The organism is Streptomyces sp. JW3, from assembly GCF_052216785.1.
Classification (GTDB): domain Bacteria; phylum Actinomycetota; class Actinomycetes; order Streptomycetales; family Streptomycetaceae; genus Streptomyces.
On the sequence record NZ_JBQOUX010000048.1, the window covers coordinates 26,802 to 44,857 of the forward strand.

Consider the following 18,056-nt stretch of genomic DNA (forward strand, 5'->3'; position numbering starts at 1 on the left):
ACGATCGACGTGTGAGCAAGTGGAGCAGAAGCCTGACCGCGGCCGGCGTCACCGATCCCGGGGCGCGCCGGGACTACGAGGAGCAGCGGCGGCTGGTGGCGCGGTTCCGGCCGGCCTCCTACCTGGCCGTTCGTCTGCTGCTGCCGCGGCCGGTGTTGCCGCACGTGGTCGCGATGACGGCCGTGATGCACCACGGCGACAACCTCCTGGACACCGGTCCGCGACCGCACCGTGAGGCGGCGTGGGCTGCCTGGGAGCGGCGGGTGCGCGACGGGCTGACGGCCGGTACGAGTGACGACGCGCTGGTCCGCACGCTGTTGTTCACCGTCGCCGCCCGCCCCCGGCTCGGATGGGCGGTGGAGGAGTACCTGTCCACCGCGAGGGCCGAGCTGGAGTTCGCCGGCTTCGCGACGGAGGACGACTACCAGTCGTACGTGGACGCCTACTCCCTTCCGGCGTTCATGCTGGTGGCCGAGTTGCTGGGGCCGGACGGCGACGACGACGGGCGGTACCGGGCGGCGTGCCGGATGTTCATCGACGGCAGCCAGCGGCTCGACTTCGTCAACGATCTCGCCGAGGACCTGCGGGACGGGCGCCTGGGCATTGCGGCGAGCACGCTGGAGAAGTTCTCCGTCACGCCGGACGACCTGGCCGCGGGGCGCTCCCCCGCCGGCCTGCCGGAGTTGCTGGACGATCAGCTCGGTCTGGCCCGTGCCGCGCTCCTGGAGAGCAGGCGGCTGACGGGGCTGGTCCCGGCCGGCAGCCGACGGCTGGTGCGGGCCCTGATCGAGATCGAGCTGCTCACGGCGGACGCCGCACGCGAACGCGGACCGGCGCTCCTGCGCGCGGCGGCCGGTCCGCCGAAGACGGGGGCGGCGCGGACCCTGGTGCGTGCGCTGCTGGGCAGCGGCGGGTGACGGGCCGGTCGGTCGGGCCGGTCACTCGGCCGAGCCCGAGCCACCCGCCGATGTGTCACGCCGAGGTCAGTTCCGCCCGCTGCGCCCGGCGCCGGGCGGCCACTGCGGGACCGAGCGCGGGTACGGCGGCCAGCAGGTGTCTGGTGTACGGGTCCCGGGGTGATCGTGGACCTCGTCCGCGGGTCCGGTCTTGGCGATCCGGCCGTGGCGCATCACCGCGACACGGTCGCTGACCTGGCGGACCACGGCGAGGGCGTGGGCGATGAAGGCGAGCGCGAGCCCGAGTTCGCGCTGAAGTTCGCCGAGCAGGGCGGCGACCTGTGCCTGGGTGCGACGTCCGGCGCGGAGACCGGCACGTCGCAGACGATGACCCGGGGGCCGGCCGCCAGGGGCCGGGCGATGCCGACGCGTTGACGCTGGCCGCCGCTGAACTCGTGCGGGTAGCGGTCGTTGTGCCGCCGCTGCCAGGCCGACGCGTTCCAGCAGTTCCGTCACACCCCCGGTGACGTGCGGCTCGTCGCGCTCGCGCAGCGGTCGGCTGTCGACTCGCCGATGCTCCGGCGCGGGGTGAGGGAGGAGACCGGGCCCTGGAAGACCATCTGGACGGACGGGTCGACGCCCGTGGGCGGGTGCTCGCCGAAGCGGAGCTGCCCAGTCGTGGGCTCCAGCCCGCCCGACCAGCATCCGGCCGAGCATGGTCTTGCCGCTGCCGCTCTCGCCGACGATGCCAAGGGTCTCGCCGCGGCGGACGGTCAGGGACACGTCGTCCACGGCCGTACCGGGTCGACGCGGGGGACGGCGGCGAGCAGCGTGCGGGTGTAGGGCTGTGCGGGGGGCGTCAGTACGTCTCCGGCCGCACCTTGTTCGACCAGGCTGCCGTACCGTCGGCGCCGACGTGATCCTGGCCGATGTCCTCACCGACACCCGGCGCATCCTCGCCATCGTCGGCCTGGACCAGATCTTCACCATGCGCTCCGGCGTCGTCGATGAGGAGTAACGATTCCTGACAGCAGGAGGCTCCTGGACCTTCGGGGTTGACGGTGTGTCAGTTCGCGTTGAGGCCGACATTGAAAGCAAGCGATGTGCCTCAGAGCATGGCGTGCTCGATGTGGGAGAACGTATACGGGGCAGTCGGACCCGCGCCGCCTCACATCCGGGATCTCAGCACGTCGGCCTCACAGCCCGGCGCGAAGGGATCGAAGCCGTGCTCGGTCAGCCAGCGAACTGCCAGCAGGCTGCGCAAGGACCACCACGCCTGGATCACGTCGAGGTCGATGGCGGTGCCATAACCGGCGACGACGCCGTCGAGGTGCTCCTCGTGTCCGAGCGTGAAGGTGGCGAGGTCGTACAGGGCATCGCCCTGGCCCGCCTCGGACCAGTCGATGATGCCGGTGACCTCGTCGCCGTCGACGAAGACGTGCGCGATCTGCAGGTCGCCGTGCGTGAACGCCGGAGTCCACGGTCGCAGCGCGGCCTCGGCGACCTGGCGGTTGCGGGTGACCAGGTCGGCCGGCAGGACGCCGTTCGTCACGAGCGACTCGCACTCGTCGCCGAGTTCCGCCGCCAGCGCGGCGATGCTCCGCCCGGCCCGGCCCGCCCGGGGCGGCAGCGGCGCGTCGTGCAGCTTCCGGATGGCGGCGCCCGCCGCGGCCCACGCCGCCGGCGACCCGGTCGCCGGCCCGCCGAGGCGCCCTAGCGTGGTCCCCGGGAGTGCGGCGATCGCGAGCACGGGCGGCTTGCGCCACAGGACCTCTGGGGTCGGGACCGGCGCGCGGGACATCGCATCGACCTCGACGTCGGTGCGCGCCTGGTCGGCGTCCACCTTCAAGAACACGTCGCCGACGCGCAGCGTCGCACGCTCGGAATGAGAGACGACGACTTTGACCTCATCCATGGGCGACAGTGTCCCGCAGATGATCGCCGGCGTCGCCGGGTTTCCTGACGCAGCACCTGGCGGACGAACTCGGCCCGCACAGGGGCAACATGGTCTCCGTCCAGCCCGGCGCCACGCGGACCCGTGCCTGGCTGGACAACCTGGCGATCGGGCGGCCGCCACGGGGGTGATCCGGCGGAGGTGGAGGAGCGGACCGCCGCGTCCGTCTCCATCGGACGGGTCGTCGAACCGCGCGAGGTGGCGGCGGTGATCGCCTTCCTGGCCAGTCCCCTCAGAGTGGCGATCAACGGCGGCACGGGGGCGGAATGGGTGCCTCGCCGTCGCACCGGTGGACGTCACCCGTCGGCTACGGTCCGGGCGGCCGTGGTCGGGCCCCAGTAGCCGAGCAGCCAAGCAGCCGAGCCGGACGGTCGGATCGCTCCGCCTCAGTGCCTGGCCTGACCCGGAGCGGGCCGCACACGCTCCCTGACCTCTCCCCGACCGCCACCGGACCGCCACCGGTGACCTTCCTTCCCGCACCTGTCCGCCGCGCGGCGGCGCAGGTAGTCTGCCGGGGACGCTCGACCCTGTCCCGCTCATGACACTTCACAGTCTCCTCGCCCGTGGGGTGAGCCGCGGTCGACTCGTCAGCGGCCGCCCCCGGGGCCCGCACCGAGGCCGCGACACAGCCTCCCTCACCCAAGGAGCCCGTATGGCAGCACCGCTCAACCGTCGCGCCGTTCTCGCCGCCGGCGCGGGCGCCGCCGTCGGCCTGTCACTGCCCGGCGGCACCGTCCACGCCGACGACCGCACGCCGACCGGCGTGCGGTTCGCCCTCAACGCCCAGGTGCTCGACGGCGGCGAACAGGTCACCTCGGTCACCCTCAGGACCGCCCGGCTCGGCCCGATCGACCCGTCCCGGCTGACCACCGCCACCTTCGGCGTGCACGCCAGAGCCACCAGCCCGATCCCCGTCGGCGCCGATGACGTGATCTTCGGGGAGTACGACCTCGACCGCATGGTGACCGCCGTCCGGCTCGACCACCGCGGCGACATCGTGCTCGAACTGAGCCACGCCGAGGGGCAGAGCGGGGGCGGCACGCTGGGCTACCTCGCGGGCAGGGGCCGCAACTTGGTGCTCGACCTCACGTACACCATCACTCAGCACACGCCGATCACCCTGCGCGGCAACCGGCCCCTCACCATCGGCCACTTCGTGCAGAGCCCTCGGCTCTCGGACCCCGAGGTGGACGCGTTCAGCTCCCACGTCTCCGCCTCGGGCATGAAGTACCGGCTGTACTCACCCACCCGCCCCCGCTCCTCCCGACGGGGCGGACACCCGCTGATCGTCTGGCTGCACGGCGGGGGCGAGGGCGCGTCGCTGCCCGACGGCTACTACGACAACGAGACCACGCTGCGGGCCAACCGCGGCGCCCTGGGATTCGCCACCCCCGAGGCGCAGCGCGTCTTCGGCGGCGCGTACGTCCTCGCCCCGCAGAGCACCTCCGCCTGGATGCAGGACGGCCCCCGCTTCGCCCCGCTCATCCACGAGATCATCCGCGACGTCACGCGCGACAACCACGTCGACCCCGACCGCGTCTACGTCGCCGGCTGTAGCAACGGCGGCTACATGAGCCTGAAGATGACCACCGCCTACCCCACCCTGTTCGCCGCCTCCGTACCGGTCTGCGGAGTCGTCACGCCCCGCCGGCCCGGTGACGAACCGTTGATCCCCGACAGCGAACTGACGAGGATCAGCACACCCACCTGGCTCGTCGCCTCCCGGGACGACACCACGGTGGACCCGCAGGCCAACACCGTCCACGCGCACGAGTTGATACCCGGCTCGCTGATGACGCTGTACGACCAGGTCACCTGGAACAGCCACCGGTTCGACGGCCACTGGTCGTGGATCTACGTCGCCCGCAACGACCCCGCCATCGGCGGGACGCACGTCTGGCAGTGGATGGCAGCCCGGCACAGGCACTGACAGCGGCACGCCCGGGCAGGGCCGTACTCCTCCAGCCCAGGACAGTCCCGCACAAGACACGTGTGCTGCCTCTCAAGGTCTCCCCGTATGGGTGAATGTGGTGATGGCCCGGCACGTCATCGGCGCTCCACCCAGCAGGCTTTGGTGGCCGGGACCGGTTGAGGGGACGAGGGGTGGGGGTGTGGCGGTTGCAGGACCAGGCTTCCTTACGTGATCGGGCACGCTATGTGTTCGACCGGACGCTGGCGCGCAGCACGGGGGCCCTGCTCGGCTGGCTCGCCCTGGGCTGCCTGGCGGTCGTCGTCCCGGTCAGTGCCCTGTTGGTGTGGACCGATCCCGACGCACCGCGCTCGCTGTCCGACCGGCTGCTCGCCGTGTGGCGCACCAGCGCGGAGACCATGCGGCTGGGCGGGGTGACCGGCGCGCCGGTGCGGATGCTGCTGTCCGTGCTGCTCGGGCTGATCGCCCTGCTGTGCGTGTCGACGGTCGTCGGTGTCGTCACCACCGGTCTCGGGGACCGGCTCACCGAGCTGAGACGCGGTCGCTCCACGGTCCTGGAGCGTGGTCACGCGGTGGTACTGGGCTGGTCCGAGCATGTGTTCACCGTGGTCGGGGAGCTGATCGCGGCCGGCGGCGTCGGCGGGCGAGGCGTGGTCACCGTACTGGCCGACCTGGACTCGACCGACATGGAGCGGGCGCTGCGTGGCGCCCTGGGGCTCACCGACGGCGTGCGGCTGGTGTGCCGCACCGGGGCGCCGACCGATCCCGAAGCGCTGGCGCTGGTCGCTCCGCAGGCGGCGGGCACCGTGGTGGTCCTGCCCGACGAGGGGCCCGACGGCGACCTGGCCGTCGTCCGGGTGCTCCTCGCGCTGCGCGCGCTGCTCGGCGCCCGGCCCGGTCCGCCGGTGGTCGCCGCCGTCCGCGAGGAGCGCTACCGGTACGCCGCCGAGCTGGCCGCGGGGCCCGGCGGCACCGTGCTGGAGACCGACCGCGTCACCACGCAGCTGCTGGTCCAGACGGCGCGACAGCCGGGGCTCTCGGCCGCGCTGCGCGACTTGCTGGACTTCTCCGGCGCCGAGTTGCACCTGTTCGACGTCCCGGAGGCGGCCGGGCTCCCCTTCGACGAACTGGCGCTGCGCCGGCCGGAGACATGCGCGGTCGGTCTGCTGCGGACGGACGGCCGCGCCGTCCTCACCCCGGCGCCCGGCACGCTCGTACGGCCCGGTGACCGGCTGGTGGCCGTGGCCCACGACGGCCGCTCCGTGCCGCTCGACACCTGCCGGGCCCCCGTGGACGCCTCCGCCATGGCGCCCGGCCGGGCCTGGCCGAAGCGTCCGTCGCGGATGCTGCTGCTGGGCTGGAACCGGCGGGCACCCCTCCTCGTGGAGACCCTGCGCCGCACGGTCCGGCCGGGCTCGCGCCTCGACGTCGTCGCCGGACCGGAGACCGGCACCGCCGGGATCCGCGTCCCGCGTTCCCGGGGCGCCGCGGGCCTCCACGTCGAGCACCACGTCGGCGATCTCGACCGTCCGGACTCCCTCACCGGCGTGGACCTGGCCGACTACGACAGTGTGATCGTGCTCGGCGCCGACCACGACGGCGGCCCGGTCCGGCCGGACGACCGCACCCTGCTGACCCTGCTGATGCTGCGGTCCGTGGCGGCGGCCACCGGCCGCGCGCCCGCGGTGGTGGCCGAGTTGTGCGACATCCGCAGCCGGGCGGTGGTGCCCGCAGGCCCGGTCACCGACGCCGTCGTGCGCGGCGAGCTGACCGCTCTGCTGCTGGCACAGATCGCCCACCGTCCCGGCCTGACCGCTGTGTTCGAGGAGCTCTTCGACACCCGGGGCGGGGCGCTGGCGCTGCACCCGGCGCAGCGGTACGTGCTGCCCGGCCGTGAGGCGTCGTTCGCGACCGTCATGGCGGCGGCGCTGCGGCGCGGCGAGTGCGCGATCGGCTACCGCGCCGCTGCCGCTGCTGCCCCGCGCCCCGCCGACGGCCTGCGGCTGTGCCCCGGTGGCACGGACCGGCGTGTCTGGGCCGCCGGGGACGAGATCCTGGTGGTGACGGCCGGACCGGCGGCTCCCGGCGGCGGCCACCGCACGGCGCCCGCCGTACGATCGGAACCGGACGAGGGCGACGCGGCGGACCAGCGGGCCTCGGCCTGAGCCGACGTGCCACGCCCGCCCCGCCCACCCGGGCCCATCTCGGGCCGCGACCGCGGGACCGCGCGACCGTGATCGCCGATGCGCGGGAGCGGGAGCCGTTGCGGATCAGCAGCGGAGCCGGGACCACCCAGTGCCTGGGCGACCCGCTGCTCGTACTGGGTGAGGCGGCCCGCCTTCAGCCGCGCGGTGCCCGGTGGCGCGTGCAGGAGTCGCCTCGTCACCTGCCCGGTCGGTCCGGGTCGGTGTCCGGTCCGGGGGTGCCCTCCTCGACCTCTGCCAGCGCGGGGTCGAGGAGGCGGGAGAGGAAGTGCCGGGTGCGTTCGTGGCGCGGGGCGCCGATGACCTGGGCCGGGGTGCCGTCCTCGACGACGACGCCGCCGTCCATGAAGACCACCCGGTCGGCGACCTCGCGGGCGAAGGACATCTCGTGCGTCACCACCATCATGGTCATGCCCTCACGGGCGAGCGACCGCATCACCGCGAGGACGTCACCGACCAGTTCCGGGTCGAGTGCCGAGGTCGGCTCGTCGAACAGCATCACAGAGGGGCCCATGGACAGCGCGCGGGCGATGGCGACGCGCTGCTGCTGGCCGCCGGAGAGCGACGCCGGGTAGGCGCGCGCCTTCTCCGCCAGGCCGACCCGGTCCAGATTCTCGGCGGCGACCCGGCCGGCCGCCGCCTTGTCCCGGCGCAGCACCCGCCGCTGAGGGAGCGTCAGGTTCTCGGTCACCGTGAGGTGCGGGAAGAGGTTGAACTGCTGGAAGACCATGCCGATACGGCGGCGTGCGGCATCGATGTCGACGTCCGGGTCGGTGAGTTCGGTGCCGCCGACGAACACCTGCCCCCGGGTGGGTTCCTCCAGCAGGTTCACGCAGCGCAGCAACGTGGACTTGCCCGAGCCCGACGGGCCGATGACACACACCACCTCGCCCTGGCCGATCTCCAGGTCGATGCCGCGCAGCACCTCGTTGTCGCCGAACGCCTTGTGCAGGCCCTGGACGCGGATCTCCGGTCGGCTCATTTCACGGCCTCCTGGGCTTTCGCCTCCATGCGGCGTACCACGAAACCGAGCGGGATCGTCACCAGCAGGTAGCACAGGCCGGCGACGAGGATCGGCGTGGAGTTGGCGGTCGTACTGGCGAGGTCACGGCCGTACTTGGACAGTTCGCGCTCTTGCAGCGTGACACCGAGGAACAGCACCAGGGAGGAGTCCTTGAACAGCAGCACCAGTTCGTTGGTGAGCGGCGGCAGGATGATCCGGAAGGCCTGCGGAATGATGATCGAGACCATGGCACGGGCGGGTGAGAAGCCGAGTGAGCGCGCGGCCTCCATCTGCCCTTTGGGAACGGCCTGGATGCCCGCCCGAATCGTCTCGGCCATGTACGCCGCCGCGACCAGGCCGAGCGCCAGGGCGACCTTGCCGTAGGTGCCGCCGATGATCTCCGTCCCGGGGAAGGCAAGCGGAATGGCGACCCCGATGAAGATGAAGATCAGCAGGGCGGGCAGCCCCCGGAAGATCTCGATGTAGACGCCGGCCAGCCATCGGTAGGGGCCGACCGACGACAGCCGCATCAGCGCGATGACCATGCCGAGCGCGAGCCCGACCGCGAAGCCGGACACGGTGTACAGGACGGTGTTCTTCAGGGCCAGGGTGATGACCTCGGGGAACATCTCCCCCGCGATGCCGGCCTGGGCGAACTGGTTGCGCAGCCGACCCCAGTCCGCGGACAACGCGAAGCCCACCACGGCGGCGACGAACACGGCGTACTGCACACCGCGCGACAGACTCCGTTTCTGCCGCCGGCTCAGCCCCTTACGACGTGGCACGGTGTCGATGCCGGGGCCGGCGTCGCTCATGACTCGGACGGGGAGGCGGACGCCGCCTCGTACGGACCGATCCACTGCTCGTAGATCTTCTTGTACGTGCCGTCGGCCTTGGCATCGGTGATCGCCTTGTCGATGGCCTCGGTGAGCGCGGTGTTGCCCTTCTTCACGGCTATGCCGTACTGCTCACCGGTTTCCAGGTTGTCGACCATCGTGAAGGCGTCGGCGGTGGCCTTGTCCTTCAACCAGCCCTGCACCACCGGGTAGTCGATGACCACGGCCTTGACCTGGCCGGTGCGCAGACCGTTGAGGACGGCGTCGGAGGACTCGAAGGAGACCGGGTCGAAGCCCTCCTTCTTGACGTACTCCTCGCCGGTGGTCTGGGCCTGGGCGCCGAGCTTGACCTTCTTGGCCCTGATGTCGGCCAGCGACGTCACACCGGCCTTCTTGTCGACCAGCACGGCCTGCGTGGCGTCGAAGTAGGGGACCGAGAAGTCGAGGTTCTTCTCGCGTTCCTCGGTGATGGTCATGCCGGCCGCGGCCAGGTCGCACTCACCGGAGTTGAGGAAGGCGCCGGTCTTGAAGTTCTCGAACGGCGTGTCGAGGATCTCCTGCTTCACCTTGAGGGCATCGGCGACCAGGTCGATCAGTGCCACGTCGAAGCCCTGCACCTTGCCGTCGATCTCCGACTGGAACGGCGGGTACGGCAGATGGGTGCACGTGGTGAGCCGGCCGGCCTTGACCAGTTCCACTCCGCCGGCCGTGGTTTTCGAGGCGCCCCCGTCGTCGGTGGAGGTGCAGGCCGACACGAGCAGCAGCCCCGCCGCCGCGGTGGCGGCGGCGAAGACACGGGTGTGGCGCCCGGGGAGCGTGATCACGGGGAGCCTTCCTGTTGAGAAGCTGAGAGACGATGATCTCGGATCATAAGGTTATCTATGAGAAAGGCCAACGACGGCTTGTCACGGGAGTTGATCCGCGAGCAGGAGCGTCGCGACGCCAAGCCCTTCCCCGTCCCGGCTCACCTTCGTGGCGGACGATGTCGAGAAGACGTCACCGGCTACGTCCCAGGGGTACCAGCCCCTCCGGGGCGTGAAGAAGAAGGAGACACCAGCATGGCGATTCAGCGGATGGACAACGTCGGCATCGTGGTCGAGGACATGGAGGCCGCCATCGCGTTCTTCGTGGAACTCGGCATGGAACTGCAGGGCCGGACGGAGGTCGAGGGTCTCTTCGCCGACCAGTGCACCGGACTCGACGGCGTCCACTGCGACATCGCGATGCTCCGGACCCCGGACAGTCACAGCCGACTCGAGCTGGCGAAGTACCGCAGCCCCGCGGCGATCAGCACCGGACCGCGCGACCAGCCGCACAACATCCTGGGCACGCACCGCGTCATGTTCGCCGTCGACGACATCAAGGACACCGTCGCCCGGCTGCGCACGCACGGCGCCGAACTCGTCGGCCAGCTGGCGCAGTACGAGGACAGCTACCGGCTCTGCTACGTCCGTGGCCCCGAGGGCATCATCGTCGGCCTGGCCGAGCAGCTCGGCTGAAGGCCGGCGGCGGCGGAGCCGGTGCGCTGACGAGTTCTGCGGAGCCACCACCGTCCGGACCCGGTCCACCGTGCTCTTGGACGCGACGGCCGGCACAGCCTGGCGGAGTCCCGGTGCTCGCTCCGAGACGACCGGCGGGGGCCTCCCCGAGAGGATGCGGCGTGCCTGGCGATACGCTCGCACCGCACCGCACCACCCGAAGGACACCTTGTGCTCACGCCGTACGCCGCGCATTTCGACGCCCCAGCCGGATACCTGGACTTCGCCCGCTTCGGTCCGCCGTCACGGGACGCCGTGGACGCCACCGCGCGGGCCGTGGAAGCCTCGGCGCGGGCGACCCACGCGACCGTGGACGAGCTGATGCGGGCGGAGGAGGCCGCGCGGGACGCGGCAGCGCGGCTGGCGGGCGCGGACGCGGCGCACACCGTCCTGCTGCCCAACGCCTCGACCGGTCTGTTCCACGCGGCGTTCGGGCTGCCGCACGGAACCGTACTGGCGCCGCGCGGCGACTTCCCGTCGAACCAGTACCCGTGGCGGCGCGCGGCGGAACTGGGGCGGGCCGCGCCGCGCTGGCTGGAGCCGGCACCCGGCAGCGGTGTCACGCCCGACCTGGTGCGGGAGTCGCTGACGGACGAGGTCGTCGCGCTGTCGGTGAGCGCGGTGGACTTCCGCACCGGGTTCAAGGTGGATCTGGCCGCGCTGAGGGAGGTGATCGGCCCGGACCGGCTGCTAGTGGTGGACGCCATCCAGGCTTTCGGTGTGGCCGAGATGCCCTGGCAGGCGGCCGATGTCGTGATCGCGGGCGGGCAGAAGTGGCTGCGGGCGGGATGGTCGACCGGGTTCGCCACCCTGTCCGACCGGGCGCTGGAGGTGCTGCAACCGGTACTCACCGGGTGGACGGGCGTCCAGGACGTCGGTGTCTTCGACGGCATCGAGCACCCGCCCGCCCCGGACGCGCGCCGCTGGTCCATCACCAACCTCAGTCCGGTCACGGCCGCGTCCTTCGCAGCCGCGCTGGAACTGGTGGAGCGGTACGGAGTCGCGGCGATCGAGAGCGCGGTCGCCGCGCGGATCGCCGAACTCGCCGAGACCGTCGAGAAGTTCGGGGGCAGGGTGCTGTCTCCGGCCGATCCGGCACGGCGGGCGGGCATTCTCTCGTTCGCCGTGCCGGGGCACGATCCGGCGGCGGTGGCACGGGCGCTGCACAGGCACGGGGTGACGCCGACGGTACGGGCTGACTCGTTGCGCCTGTCACCGCACGCCTCGACACCGGCGGCGGCGGTGCAGCGGGTGGCGGCAGCACTGGCCTCGGTGCAGGCGTCCGACGAGAGGGCCGGCACGTAAGGAAGCCGGTGCGGAAGCCGAAGGCGCCACCGGAGCCGGGGCGGACAGCGGGTGCCGCCCGTCCCGGGGTGTGGAGGTACGCCGGGGGCCGGGCGGCCGCCCCGGCTGCACGCGTGGCGGTCGGCCGGTCCCGGCTCAGTAGATGCTCAGGCCGTACGCGGAGAGCCACTCGACCACCGGCTGGTAGTAGGTGAAGCCGCCCGAGGCGCAGTTCCCGCTGCTGCCGACGATGATGCCGAGAGCCGTGCCGCCGGTGAACGCCGGGCCGCCGGCGTCCCCGGCTTCTGAGCAGACGTTCGACCGGAACAGACCGTACACGCTGCCGTCGCCGTAGTTGACGGTCACATTGACCGCCTGAACGGTTCCGCACCGGTACCCCGTGGTCCGTCCGACGTGGCAGACCTGCTGCCCGACGACGGGATTGGCCGCGGTGGTGATGTCGCGGGTACCGGTCCCGCCCAGCGAGACCTCGCCCGGGTAGGAGGACGTCGTGCTGGTGTACCGGATGGCCGCGTAGTCGTTGCCCGGATAGCTCACCCCGGCGGTGACACCGACGGCTACGGTCAGGGCGGAGTCGGCGTACCAGGTGCCGCCGGCGGCTTGGGCGGCGCACCGGCCGGACATCAGGGCGTACAGCGCGGAGCCGGACCGGGCGTTGAAGCCGACGGCGCAGCGGGTGGACGTACTGTAGAGCGGGTCGCCGCCGCGCACCACGGCGCTTGCCCGTGCCTCTCCCCGCTCCCCCGCCCGGGCGTCCGGTCCGAGGGCGGCGGACCAGCCGAACAGCAGGGCGAGGACGAGGACCGCCCGCAGGGCGGCTCTGCGGAAACTGACGGAACGTGCAGGGTTCACCGTGACCTCCTACGGCCTGTGCCCGCCATTGTGAGGCTCGCGGCCGCGGACGGTGAGTCCGGAAACCGCCAGTCCTGAGGCGCCGCCGAAACCTGATGCCCCACCCCCACTCCCTTCACACGCACCGGTAATACGAACGTACGAGTCAAGGGTGACAGATGGCCATTTGGTCGGTCCGGTCCGCCTTCGCGCTGCCACACTTCTGCCAGCGAGGACTGGGCCGGGGCGGTGAAGCGGGGTGGGTGTGACCGAGCAGTGGGCGGCCGATCATGCCGTTCCGGACGAGTCGGGGGTGGGCATCAAGGATCAGGGACAGCACGGCGGAGGACCCGTTCGTGCGGTGCCTCGGCACGTGGCCTGCGTGATGGACGGCAACGGCCGCTGGGCGCAGCGGCGTTCACTCCCCCGCACGGCCGGGCACCGGGCGGCCGAGACCACCGTCATCGATGTCATCGAGGCGGCCCGCGCCTGCGGCGTGCAGTGGCTCAGCCTGTACGCCTTCAGCACCGAGAACTGGAACCGTCCCGAGCCCGAGGTCGAGTACCTGATGCGGCTGGTGCGCCGGGTCGTGCGCAAGCACGCGCCGTTGCTGCTGGCCCGTGGCATCCGGTGCCGCTTCCTCGGCGTCACCGATCCGCGCATTCCCCGCCAACTGGCCCAGGACTTCGACGACCTGACGACACTGACCGCCGGCAACCGGGGAATGACGCTGACCGTCGCCTTCGACCACGGCGGGCGCCGGGACATCGTCGAGGCCGCGAGGTCGCTGATCCGCAGCGGGACGAGTGCCGAAGAGCTGACCGAGCAGCTCTTCGCGAAGCACCTGCCGTTTCCCGACACCCCCGACGTGGATCTGGTCATCCGCACCTCCGGCGAGCAGCGCATCTCCAATTTCATGCTCTGGCACGTCGCCTACGCCGAATGGGTCTTCCCCAAGGTGCTCTGGCCGGACTTCCGCGCCCCCGACTTCCTCGCCTGCCTGGACACCTACCGGCGCCGCGACCGCCGCTTCGGCGGCGTGCCACCCACGACCGACGGAGACCCATCATGACGTCCGCCCCCACTGAAACGGCCGACGAGGCACCCCTGTTCGGGCCGGCCTCGCAGTTCAATACCTTTTTCGACGACCCGCGCTGGGCGCTCGCCCTGATCCGCGCCACGGTGCTGGAAGCCGCCCACCCGCAGGTCGGCGCCGCCCTCATCGACAACTCCACCTTCGTCGCCCATCCCTGGCGCCGGCTGCGCAACACGTTCGTCAGCATGCGGCGCATGTTCGGCACCGACCTGTCGGTGCGGGAACGGGAAGCCGCCCGGCTCAACCGGCTGCACGCCCGGATGAGCGGTTCCGACTCCCGTGGCCGTGCCTACGACGCGATGGACCGGGCGACCCGGGCCTGGGTGGTCGCCACGCTCTTCGAGAGCGCCGTCACGATGTGCCGGCTGAGCGGCCAGCCGCTCGGCCAGGACACGATGGAGCGGATGTACGCCGAGTACCGTGCGTACCTCGCCGCGCTCGACGGGGACGCAGCCGAGCTGCCGGAGGAACTGAAGGACTTCTGGCGGTACTTCGACGGCGTCGTCGAGAACGAACTGGAGAACACCGAGGCGGCCCGCATCATCCTCTACCGGCTCTTCGACCACCTGCCCGCCCCGGCGCTGCTCAAGGGCGCGCCCACCCTGTGGGCGGCCGGGCGGGCGGTCGTCGGTCCGCTCCTCGGCGTGATCACCGTCGCCTCCCTCCCGGAGGCGTACCGGCGCCGGGCCGGCCTGCCGGAGATGCCCGGCGCCTCGACCCTGATGCAGGGTGCCTACCTCACCGCCGGGCTGGCCCGCTTCCTGCCGCAGGGCTGGCTCAACGCCGAGACCGTCATCGAAACCCTCTCCCTGTCACCCGACAGCGACGACCTCCGCGTCCCGGTCATGACGGCTGTGCGGTCCCGGATGAAGCGTGCGTCGGCTCTGCTCCGTCTCCTCGCGCCGCCACCGGCCGGTGACCCGGCCCCGACGACTTCGCCGGGGCCGGGAGGCGGCCGGCGTTCGGCCGAGGAGTTCTTCCGGGAGGTGCTGGACCAGACCGGTGACGGCCACCTCGACTGGCCCGACCTCGCCGCCATGGCACGCGAGCTGGCCACCCGCCTCGACCTCGACGAACCCGAGGAGACCCGGCTCTACGACGCCTTCGCCGCCTGGTGGCGCGAACTCCAGGCCGCCCTCGACACGGACGGTGACGGCCGGGTCAGCGCCGCCGAGTACGCCGCCGCCGTGCCCTCCCTGGCCGGCCCCGCGCTCATCCGCGTCGCCGAGGTCCTCTTCGACGCCACCGACAAGGACGGCAACGCGAGCATCGACGCGGCCGAGTACCGGACGCTGTTCCGCACCGCCTTCCACCGCGACCTCACCACGGCGGACGGCGCCTACGGCCGCAGCGCCTTCGTGGGCGACTTCCTCTCCTTCATGTCAGGACGCCGTTCGGGCACTCCGTACGACCCCCTCCTCGCCGACGCCTGAGGCGGGCCGGGCGGCACGCCGGCGCGGGAGGAGCCGAGCCAGGTGGCTGCGACGGGTCCGACGCCGCACGCGTGTCCGTCAGCGCGCTCGGTGGCTGTCAGCAGGTTCAGTGACATCTCCCCCGTTCCCCCCGCACGTGCGGGCACCGCGGGTGAAGGTGATCGCCTTGTCGGACTTCGTCGGGGACGGTAACAGGGAGGTACGGTGCGGGTGGCGCTGACCGGGGCCACGGGTTTCCTCGGACTCCGGCTCCTGGACGAACTGCTGCGCCGCCACCGGTCGGTCACGGTGCTCGCGCGCGGTGCGCCGGACCAGGTGCTGGAGCGCCTCACCAGGGGCCTCGACCGGTTCGCCGCCCCTCACACGACCGCCGGCCTCGCCGCCCGGGTGCACGTGGTGCCGGTCCGGCTCACCGAGGAGAACCTCGGGCTGACCGGCAGCGCCCACCGGGAACTGGCGGACGCGCTGGACGTCGTCTGGCACTGCGCCGGGAACACCACCCTCGACGGCGACCCGGCCGTACTGCGCCGGGTGAACGTCGAGGGCACCCGGCAGGTGCTCGCCCTGGCCGGAGCGGGCCGCCGGCTGCCCGCCGTGTTCCATGTCTCCACCGCGTTCGTGGCCGGGGCGCGCCGCACCGGGACGGTGTACGAGGACGAACTGACCGACGCCTACGGCTTCGAGGGCAGCTACGAGCGGTCCAAGTACGAGGCGGAGCGGCTGGTGCACGCCTGGGCGCGCGCCACCGGCCGGCCGGCGGTGGTCTTCCGGCCCAGCGTGCTGACCACCGGCCTGCCGCCCCACCCGGACCTGCCGGAACACCCGCTGCTGAACATCGAGCGAGCGCTGACCGAGATCGGGCGGGAGCACTTCGGGCCCGGCCGGGGACCGGAACTGCTCCTGCCCGGCCAGAGCCGGTTCCGGCTCGCGGGCCGGCCGGACGGGCAGCTCAACCTGACGCCGGTGGAGCGGGCCGCCGCCGTGATGGCCCGGCTCGCCGAGCTGCCGCGGGGCGAGGGAGTCCAGACGTACCACGTCGTGCACGGGCGGGACACCCCCGTCGACGTACTGCGCGCCCTGGTGGAGCGGCTCGCAGGGGTGCCGGTGGCGATCGTGCCGGAGCTGCCCGACCCCACACCGCACGAGTCGCTCACCGACTACGTCGGCGGCGTGTTCCGCTACCTGCGCCAGCGCCGCCGCTACGACGACTCCCGGGTACGGGCCGCGCTCGGACCACCGGACGTGCCGCAGGACATCGGCGTCGAGTACCTGATGGCGGGACTCCGGCCACCCGATACCGGCCGTCCCCCGATGACCCGACGGCCCCCGCCCCACCTCCCCGACCCCCGACCGGAAGGAACCCACCGGTGACCACGGTTCAGTCCGGGCCGTCCGGCGTCGAGGCGGACGCGCCCCCGGTGTACTGGCGGCCCGGCGCCGAAGCGGCCGCGTTCGACCCGTCCGGCATCGCCGCCCTGACGGCCCGCGTCCGGGAGCCCGTGCACGTCGTACGCAGCGGGCACGGCGACCGGGCAGCAGGTTACGGACTGGCCGTGGGCGGGTCCCTCGGCCCCGGCGCGGGCCACCCGCTGGTCGGGCTGGTTCCGCCGCTCTACCCGGAGTGGCTCGGCGACCGCGGCTTCGCCGAGGCGCACGGCACCCGGTTCCCGTACATGGCCGGGGAGATGGCGAACGGGATCGCGACCACCCGGATGGTGCTGGCGCTGGCCAGGGCCCGGCTGCTGGGGTTCTTCGGCGCGGCCGGACTGGGCGTCGACCGGGTGGAACGGGCGGTGGTGGAGCTGACCGCGGCCCTGGGCACCGCGCCCAACTGGGGCGTCAACCTGATCCACTCCCCCGCCGAACCCCGGCTGGAGTGGCAGGTCGCCGACCTGCTGCTGCGCCACCGGGTGCGCCGGATCTCCGCCTCCGCGTTCATGGAGCTGACACCCGCCGTGGTGCGCTGCGCGGCCGCCGGACTGCGGCTGGACGGCGACGGGCGGGTGGTCCGCGACACCCACGTGTTCGCCAAGGTGTCCCGGCGCGAGGTCGCGGAACGGTTCATGTCACCCGCTCCCCAGGCGCTGGTGGACGCCCTGGTCCGGGACGGCGGGCTCACCGCCGAGCAGGGCCGGCTGGCCCGCCGGGTCCCGGTCGCCGAGGACGTGACCGTCGAGGCGGACAGCGGCGGCCACACCGACAACCGGCCCCTTACGGTGATCCTGCCCGAACTGCTCGCGCTGCGCGACGCGCTGGCGGCCAGGTACGGGTACACCCGGCCGGTCCGGGTCGGTGCCGCCGGCGGTCTCGGCACCCCCGGCGCGGTGGCCGGCGCGTTCGCCCTCGGCGCGGCCTACGTGGTGACCGGCTCGGTCAACCAGCTGGCCGTCGAGTCCGGGGTGTCCGCGCACGCGCGGGAACTGCTGGCCGGCGCCGGTGTCACCGACGTGGCGATGGCCCCGGCCGCGGACATGTTCGAACAGGGGGTACGGGTACAGGTGCTGGCCAGGAACACCCTGTTCGCGGCGCGCGCCGGGCGGCTGTACGACACCTACCGGCGATATCGCTCCCTGGAGGAGATTCCCGCCGACACCCGCCGGCGGCTGGAACGCGAGGTGTTCGGCGCTGGCCTGGACGAGGTGTGGGCGGACACCGAACGGTTCTGGCGGCTGCGCGATCCCGGACAGCTGGACCGGGCCGCACGCGACCCCAGGCACCGGATGGCCCTGGTGTTCCGGTGGTACGTGGGCAACTCCAGTCGGTGGGCGATCGAGGGCCGCCCGGAGCGCCGCACCGACTACCAGCTGTGGGCCGGTCCCTCGCTCGGCGCGTTCAACGACTGGGCCCGGGGCAGCCTGCTGGCCGACCCGGCCCGGTGCACCGTCACCCAGATCGCGCTGAACCTGCTGGAGGGCGCGGCCGTGGCGACCCGCGCGCACCAGCTGCGCATCTGCGGTGTCCCCGTAGCCGACGCCGCCCTGTCCTTCCGTCCCCGCGAACTGGCCTGACCGGCTGTGGAGTGTGTCGCGC

At 72.5% G+C, this 18,056-nt stretch carries 14 protein-coding genes and 1 pseudogene; 9 read left to right on the forward strand and 6 right to left on the reverse strand.

The window, feature by feature from the left end; translation table 11 throughout:
* The first annotated feature begins 11 nt into the window (after positions 1 to 11).
* Positions 12 to 917, forward strand: coding sequence for a squalene/phytoene synthase family protein (locus ACTT8P_RS20420; RefSeq protein WP_442833119.1), 906 nt, complete (start codon positions 12 to 14; stop codon positions 915 to 917).
* A 55-nt stretch (positions 918 to 972) separates the two neighbouring features.
* Here ACTT8P_RS20420 and ACTT8P_RS20425 read toward each other — a convergent pair.
* Positions 973 to 1,801, reverse strand: a pseudogene (locus tag ACTT8P_RS20425) (ATP-binding cassette domain-containing protein); the annotation flags it as partial.
* A 263-nt stretch (positions 1,802 to 2,064) separates the two neighbouring features.
* A complete protein-coding gene (locus tag ACTT8P_RS20430; protein WP_442833120.1) occupies positions 2,065 to 2,811 on the reverse strand; it encodes a phosphotransferase family protein in 747 nt (248 codons plus the stop codon).
* A 691-nt stretch (positions 2,812 to 3,502) separates the two neighbouring features.
* Between ACTT8P_RS20430 and ACTT8P_RS20435 the strand changes: the two genes are divergently transcribed.
* Positions 3,503 to 4,780: a prolyl oligopeptidase family serine peptidase gene (locus ACTT8P_RS20435; RefSeq protein WP_442833121.1), complete on the forward strand. Its 1,278-nt coding sequence runs from the start codon at positions 3,503 to 3,505 to the stop codon at positions 4,778 to 4,780.
* Positions 4,781 to 5,007: 227 nt separating this feature from the next.
* Entirely contained in the window at positions 5,008 to 6,945 is a 1,938-nt protein-coding gene (locus tag ACTT8P_RS20440; RefSeq protein ID WP_442833122.1) for a CASTOR/POLLUX-related putative ion channel, read from the forward strand.
* Positions 6,946 to 7,162: 217 nt separating this feature from the next.
* Here ACTT8P_RS20440 and ACTT8P_RS20445 read toward each other — a convergent pair whose 3' ends face one another.
* From ACTT8P_RS20445 to ACTT8P_RS20455, 3 genes are read right to left on the reverse strand one after another with little or no spacing between them, the layout of a single operon-like run.
* Positions 7,163 to 7,966 carry an amino acid ABC transporter ATP-binding protein gene (locus tag ACTT8P_RS20445; RefSeq protein WP_442833123.1) on the reverse strand — a complete coding sequence of 268 codons (804 nt, stop codon included), beginning with the start codon at positions 7,964 to 7,966 and terminating at the stop codon, positions 7,163 to 7,165.
* Positions 7,963 to 8,802, reverse strand: a complete 840-nt coding sequence (locus ACTT8P_RS20450; RefSeq protein ID WP_442833124.1) for an amino acid ABC transporter permease — start codon at positions 8,800 to 8,802, stop codon at positions 7,963 to 7,965. The genes ACTT8P_RS20445 and ACTT8P_RS20450 overlap by 4 nt, the downstream gene beginning before the upstream one ends.
* On the reverse strand, positions 8,799 to 9,647 hold the full coding sequence (locus tag ACTT8P_RS20455) for an ABC transporter substrate-binding protein (protein WP_442833125.1): 849 nt from the start codon (positions 9,645 to 9,647) through the stop codon (positions 8,799 to 8,801). Before ACTT8P_RS20455 ends, ACTT8P_RS20450 begins: the two co-directional genes overlap by 4 nt.
* 234 nt (positions 9,648 to 9,881) lie before the next feature.
* On the opposite strand from ACTT8P_RS20455, the gene ACTT8P_RS20460 reads away from it, so the two are divergent.
* Both ACTT8P_RS20460 and ACTT8P_RS20465 read left to right on the forward strand, forming a co-directional pair.
* Complete coding sequence (locus tag ACTT8P_RS20460; RefSeq protein ID WP_442833126.1) at positions 9,882 to 10,322, forward strand: VOC family protein; 441 nt, start codon at positions 9,882 to 9,884, stop codon at positions 10,320 to 10,322.
* Between the two features lie 210 nt (positions 10,323 to 10,532).
* On the forward strand, positions 10,533 to 11,666 hold the full coding sequence (locus ACTT8P_RS20465) for an aminotransferase class V-fold PLP-dependent enzyme (RefSeq protein WP_442833127.1): 1,134 nt from the start codon (positions 10,533 to 10,535) through the stop codon (positions 11,664 to 11,666).
* 135 nt (positions 11,667 to 11,801) lie between these two features.
* On the opposite strand, the gene ACTT8P_RS20470 is transcribed toward ACTT8P_RS20465, so the two are convergent.
* Entirely contained in the window at positions 11,802 to 12,518 is a 717-nt protein-coding gene (locus ACTT8P_RS20470) for a S1 family peptidase (protein WP_442833128.1), read from the reverse strand.
* 340 nt (positions 12,519 to 12,858) lie between these two features.
* On the opposite strand from ACTT8P_RS20470, the gene uppS reads away from it, so the two are divergent.
* The 4 genes from uppS to ACTT8P_RS20490 all read left to right on the forward strand — a co-directional run bounded on the left by uppS (position 12,859) and on the right by ACTT8P_RS20490 (position 18,034).
* Positions 12,859 to 13,569, forward strand: coding sequence for a polyprenyl diphosphate synthase (uppS, locus tag ACTT8P_RS20475; protein ID WP_442833129.1), 711 nt, complete (start codon positions 12,859 to 12,861; stop codon positions 13,567 to 13,569).
* Positions 13,566 to 15,026 carry an oxygenase MpaB family protein gene (locus ACTT8P_RS20480; RefSeq protein ID WP_442833130.1) on the forward strand — a complete coding sequence of 487 codons (1,461 nt, stop codon included), beginning with the start codon at positions 13,566 to 13,568 and terminating at the stop codon, positions 15,024 to 15,026. The genes uppS and ACTT8P_RS20480 overlap by 4 nt, the downstream gene beginning before the upstream one ends.
* Before the next feature lie 210 nt (positions 15,027 to 15,236).
* Entirely contained in the window at positions 15,237 to 16,397 is a 1,161-nt protein-coding gene (locus ACTT8P_RS20485; RefSeq protein WP_442833131.1) for an SDR family oxidoreductase, read from the forward strand.
* A gap of 47 nt (positions 16,398 to 16,444) precedes the next feature.
* Positions 16,445 to 18,034, forward strand: coding sequence for a PfaD family polyunsaturated fatty acid/polyketide biosynthesis protein (locus tag ACTT8P_RS20490; protein ID WP_442833134.1), 1,590 nt, complete (start codon positions 16,445 to 16,447; stop codon positions 18,032 to 18,034).
* Positions 18,035 to 18,056 lie beyond the last annotated feature (22 nt).

What these genes read in the sequence shown, in the direction of transcription:
- ACTT8P_RS20450 (WP_442833124.1), bottom strand. Translation starts at nt 8,802, where the DNA reads ATGAGCGACGCCGGCCCCGGCATCGACACCGTGCCACGTCGTAAGGGG.
- ACTT8P_RS20435 (WP_442833121.1), top strand. Translation starts at nt 3,503, where the DNA reads ATGGCAGCACCGCTCAACCGTCGCGCCGTTCTCGCCGCCGGCGCGGGC.
- ACTT8P_RS20460 (WP_442833126.1), top strand. Translation starts at nt 9,882, where the DNA reads ATGGCGATTCAGCGGATGGACAACGTCGGCATCGTGGTCGAGGACATG.
- ACTT8P_RS20480 (WP_442833130.1), top strand. Translation starts at nt 13,566, where the DNA reads ATGACGTCCGCCCCCACTGAAACGGCCGACGAGGCACCCCTGTTCGGG.
- ACTT8P_RS20445 (WP_442833123.1), bottom strand. Translation starts at nt 7,966, where the DNA reads ATGAGCCGACCGGAGATCCGCGTCCAGGGCCTGCACAAGGCGTTCGGC.
- ACTT8P_RS20430 (WP_442833120.1), bottom strand. Translation starts at nt 2,811, where the DNA reads ATGGATGAGGTCAAAGTCGTCGTCTCTCATTCCGAGCGTGCGACGCTG.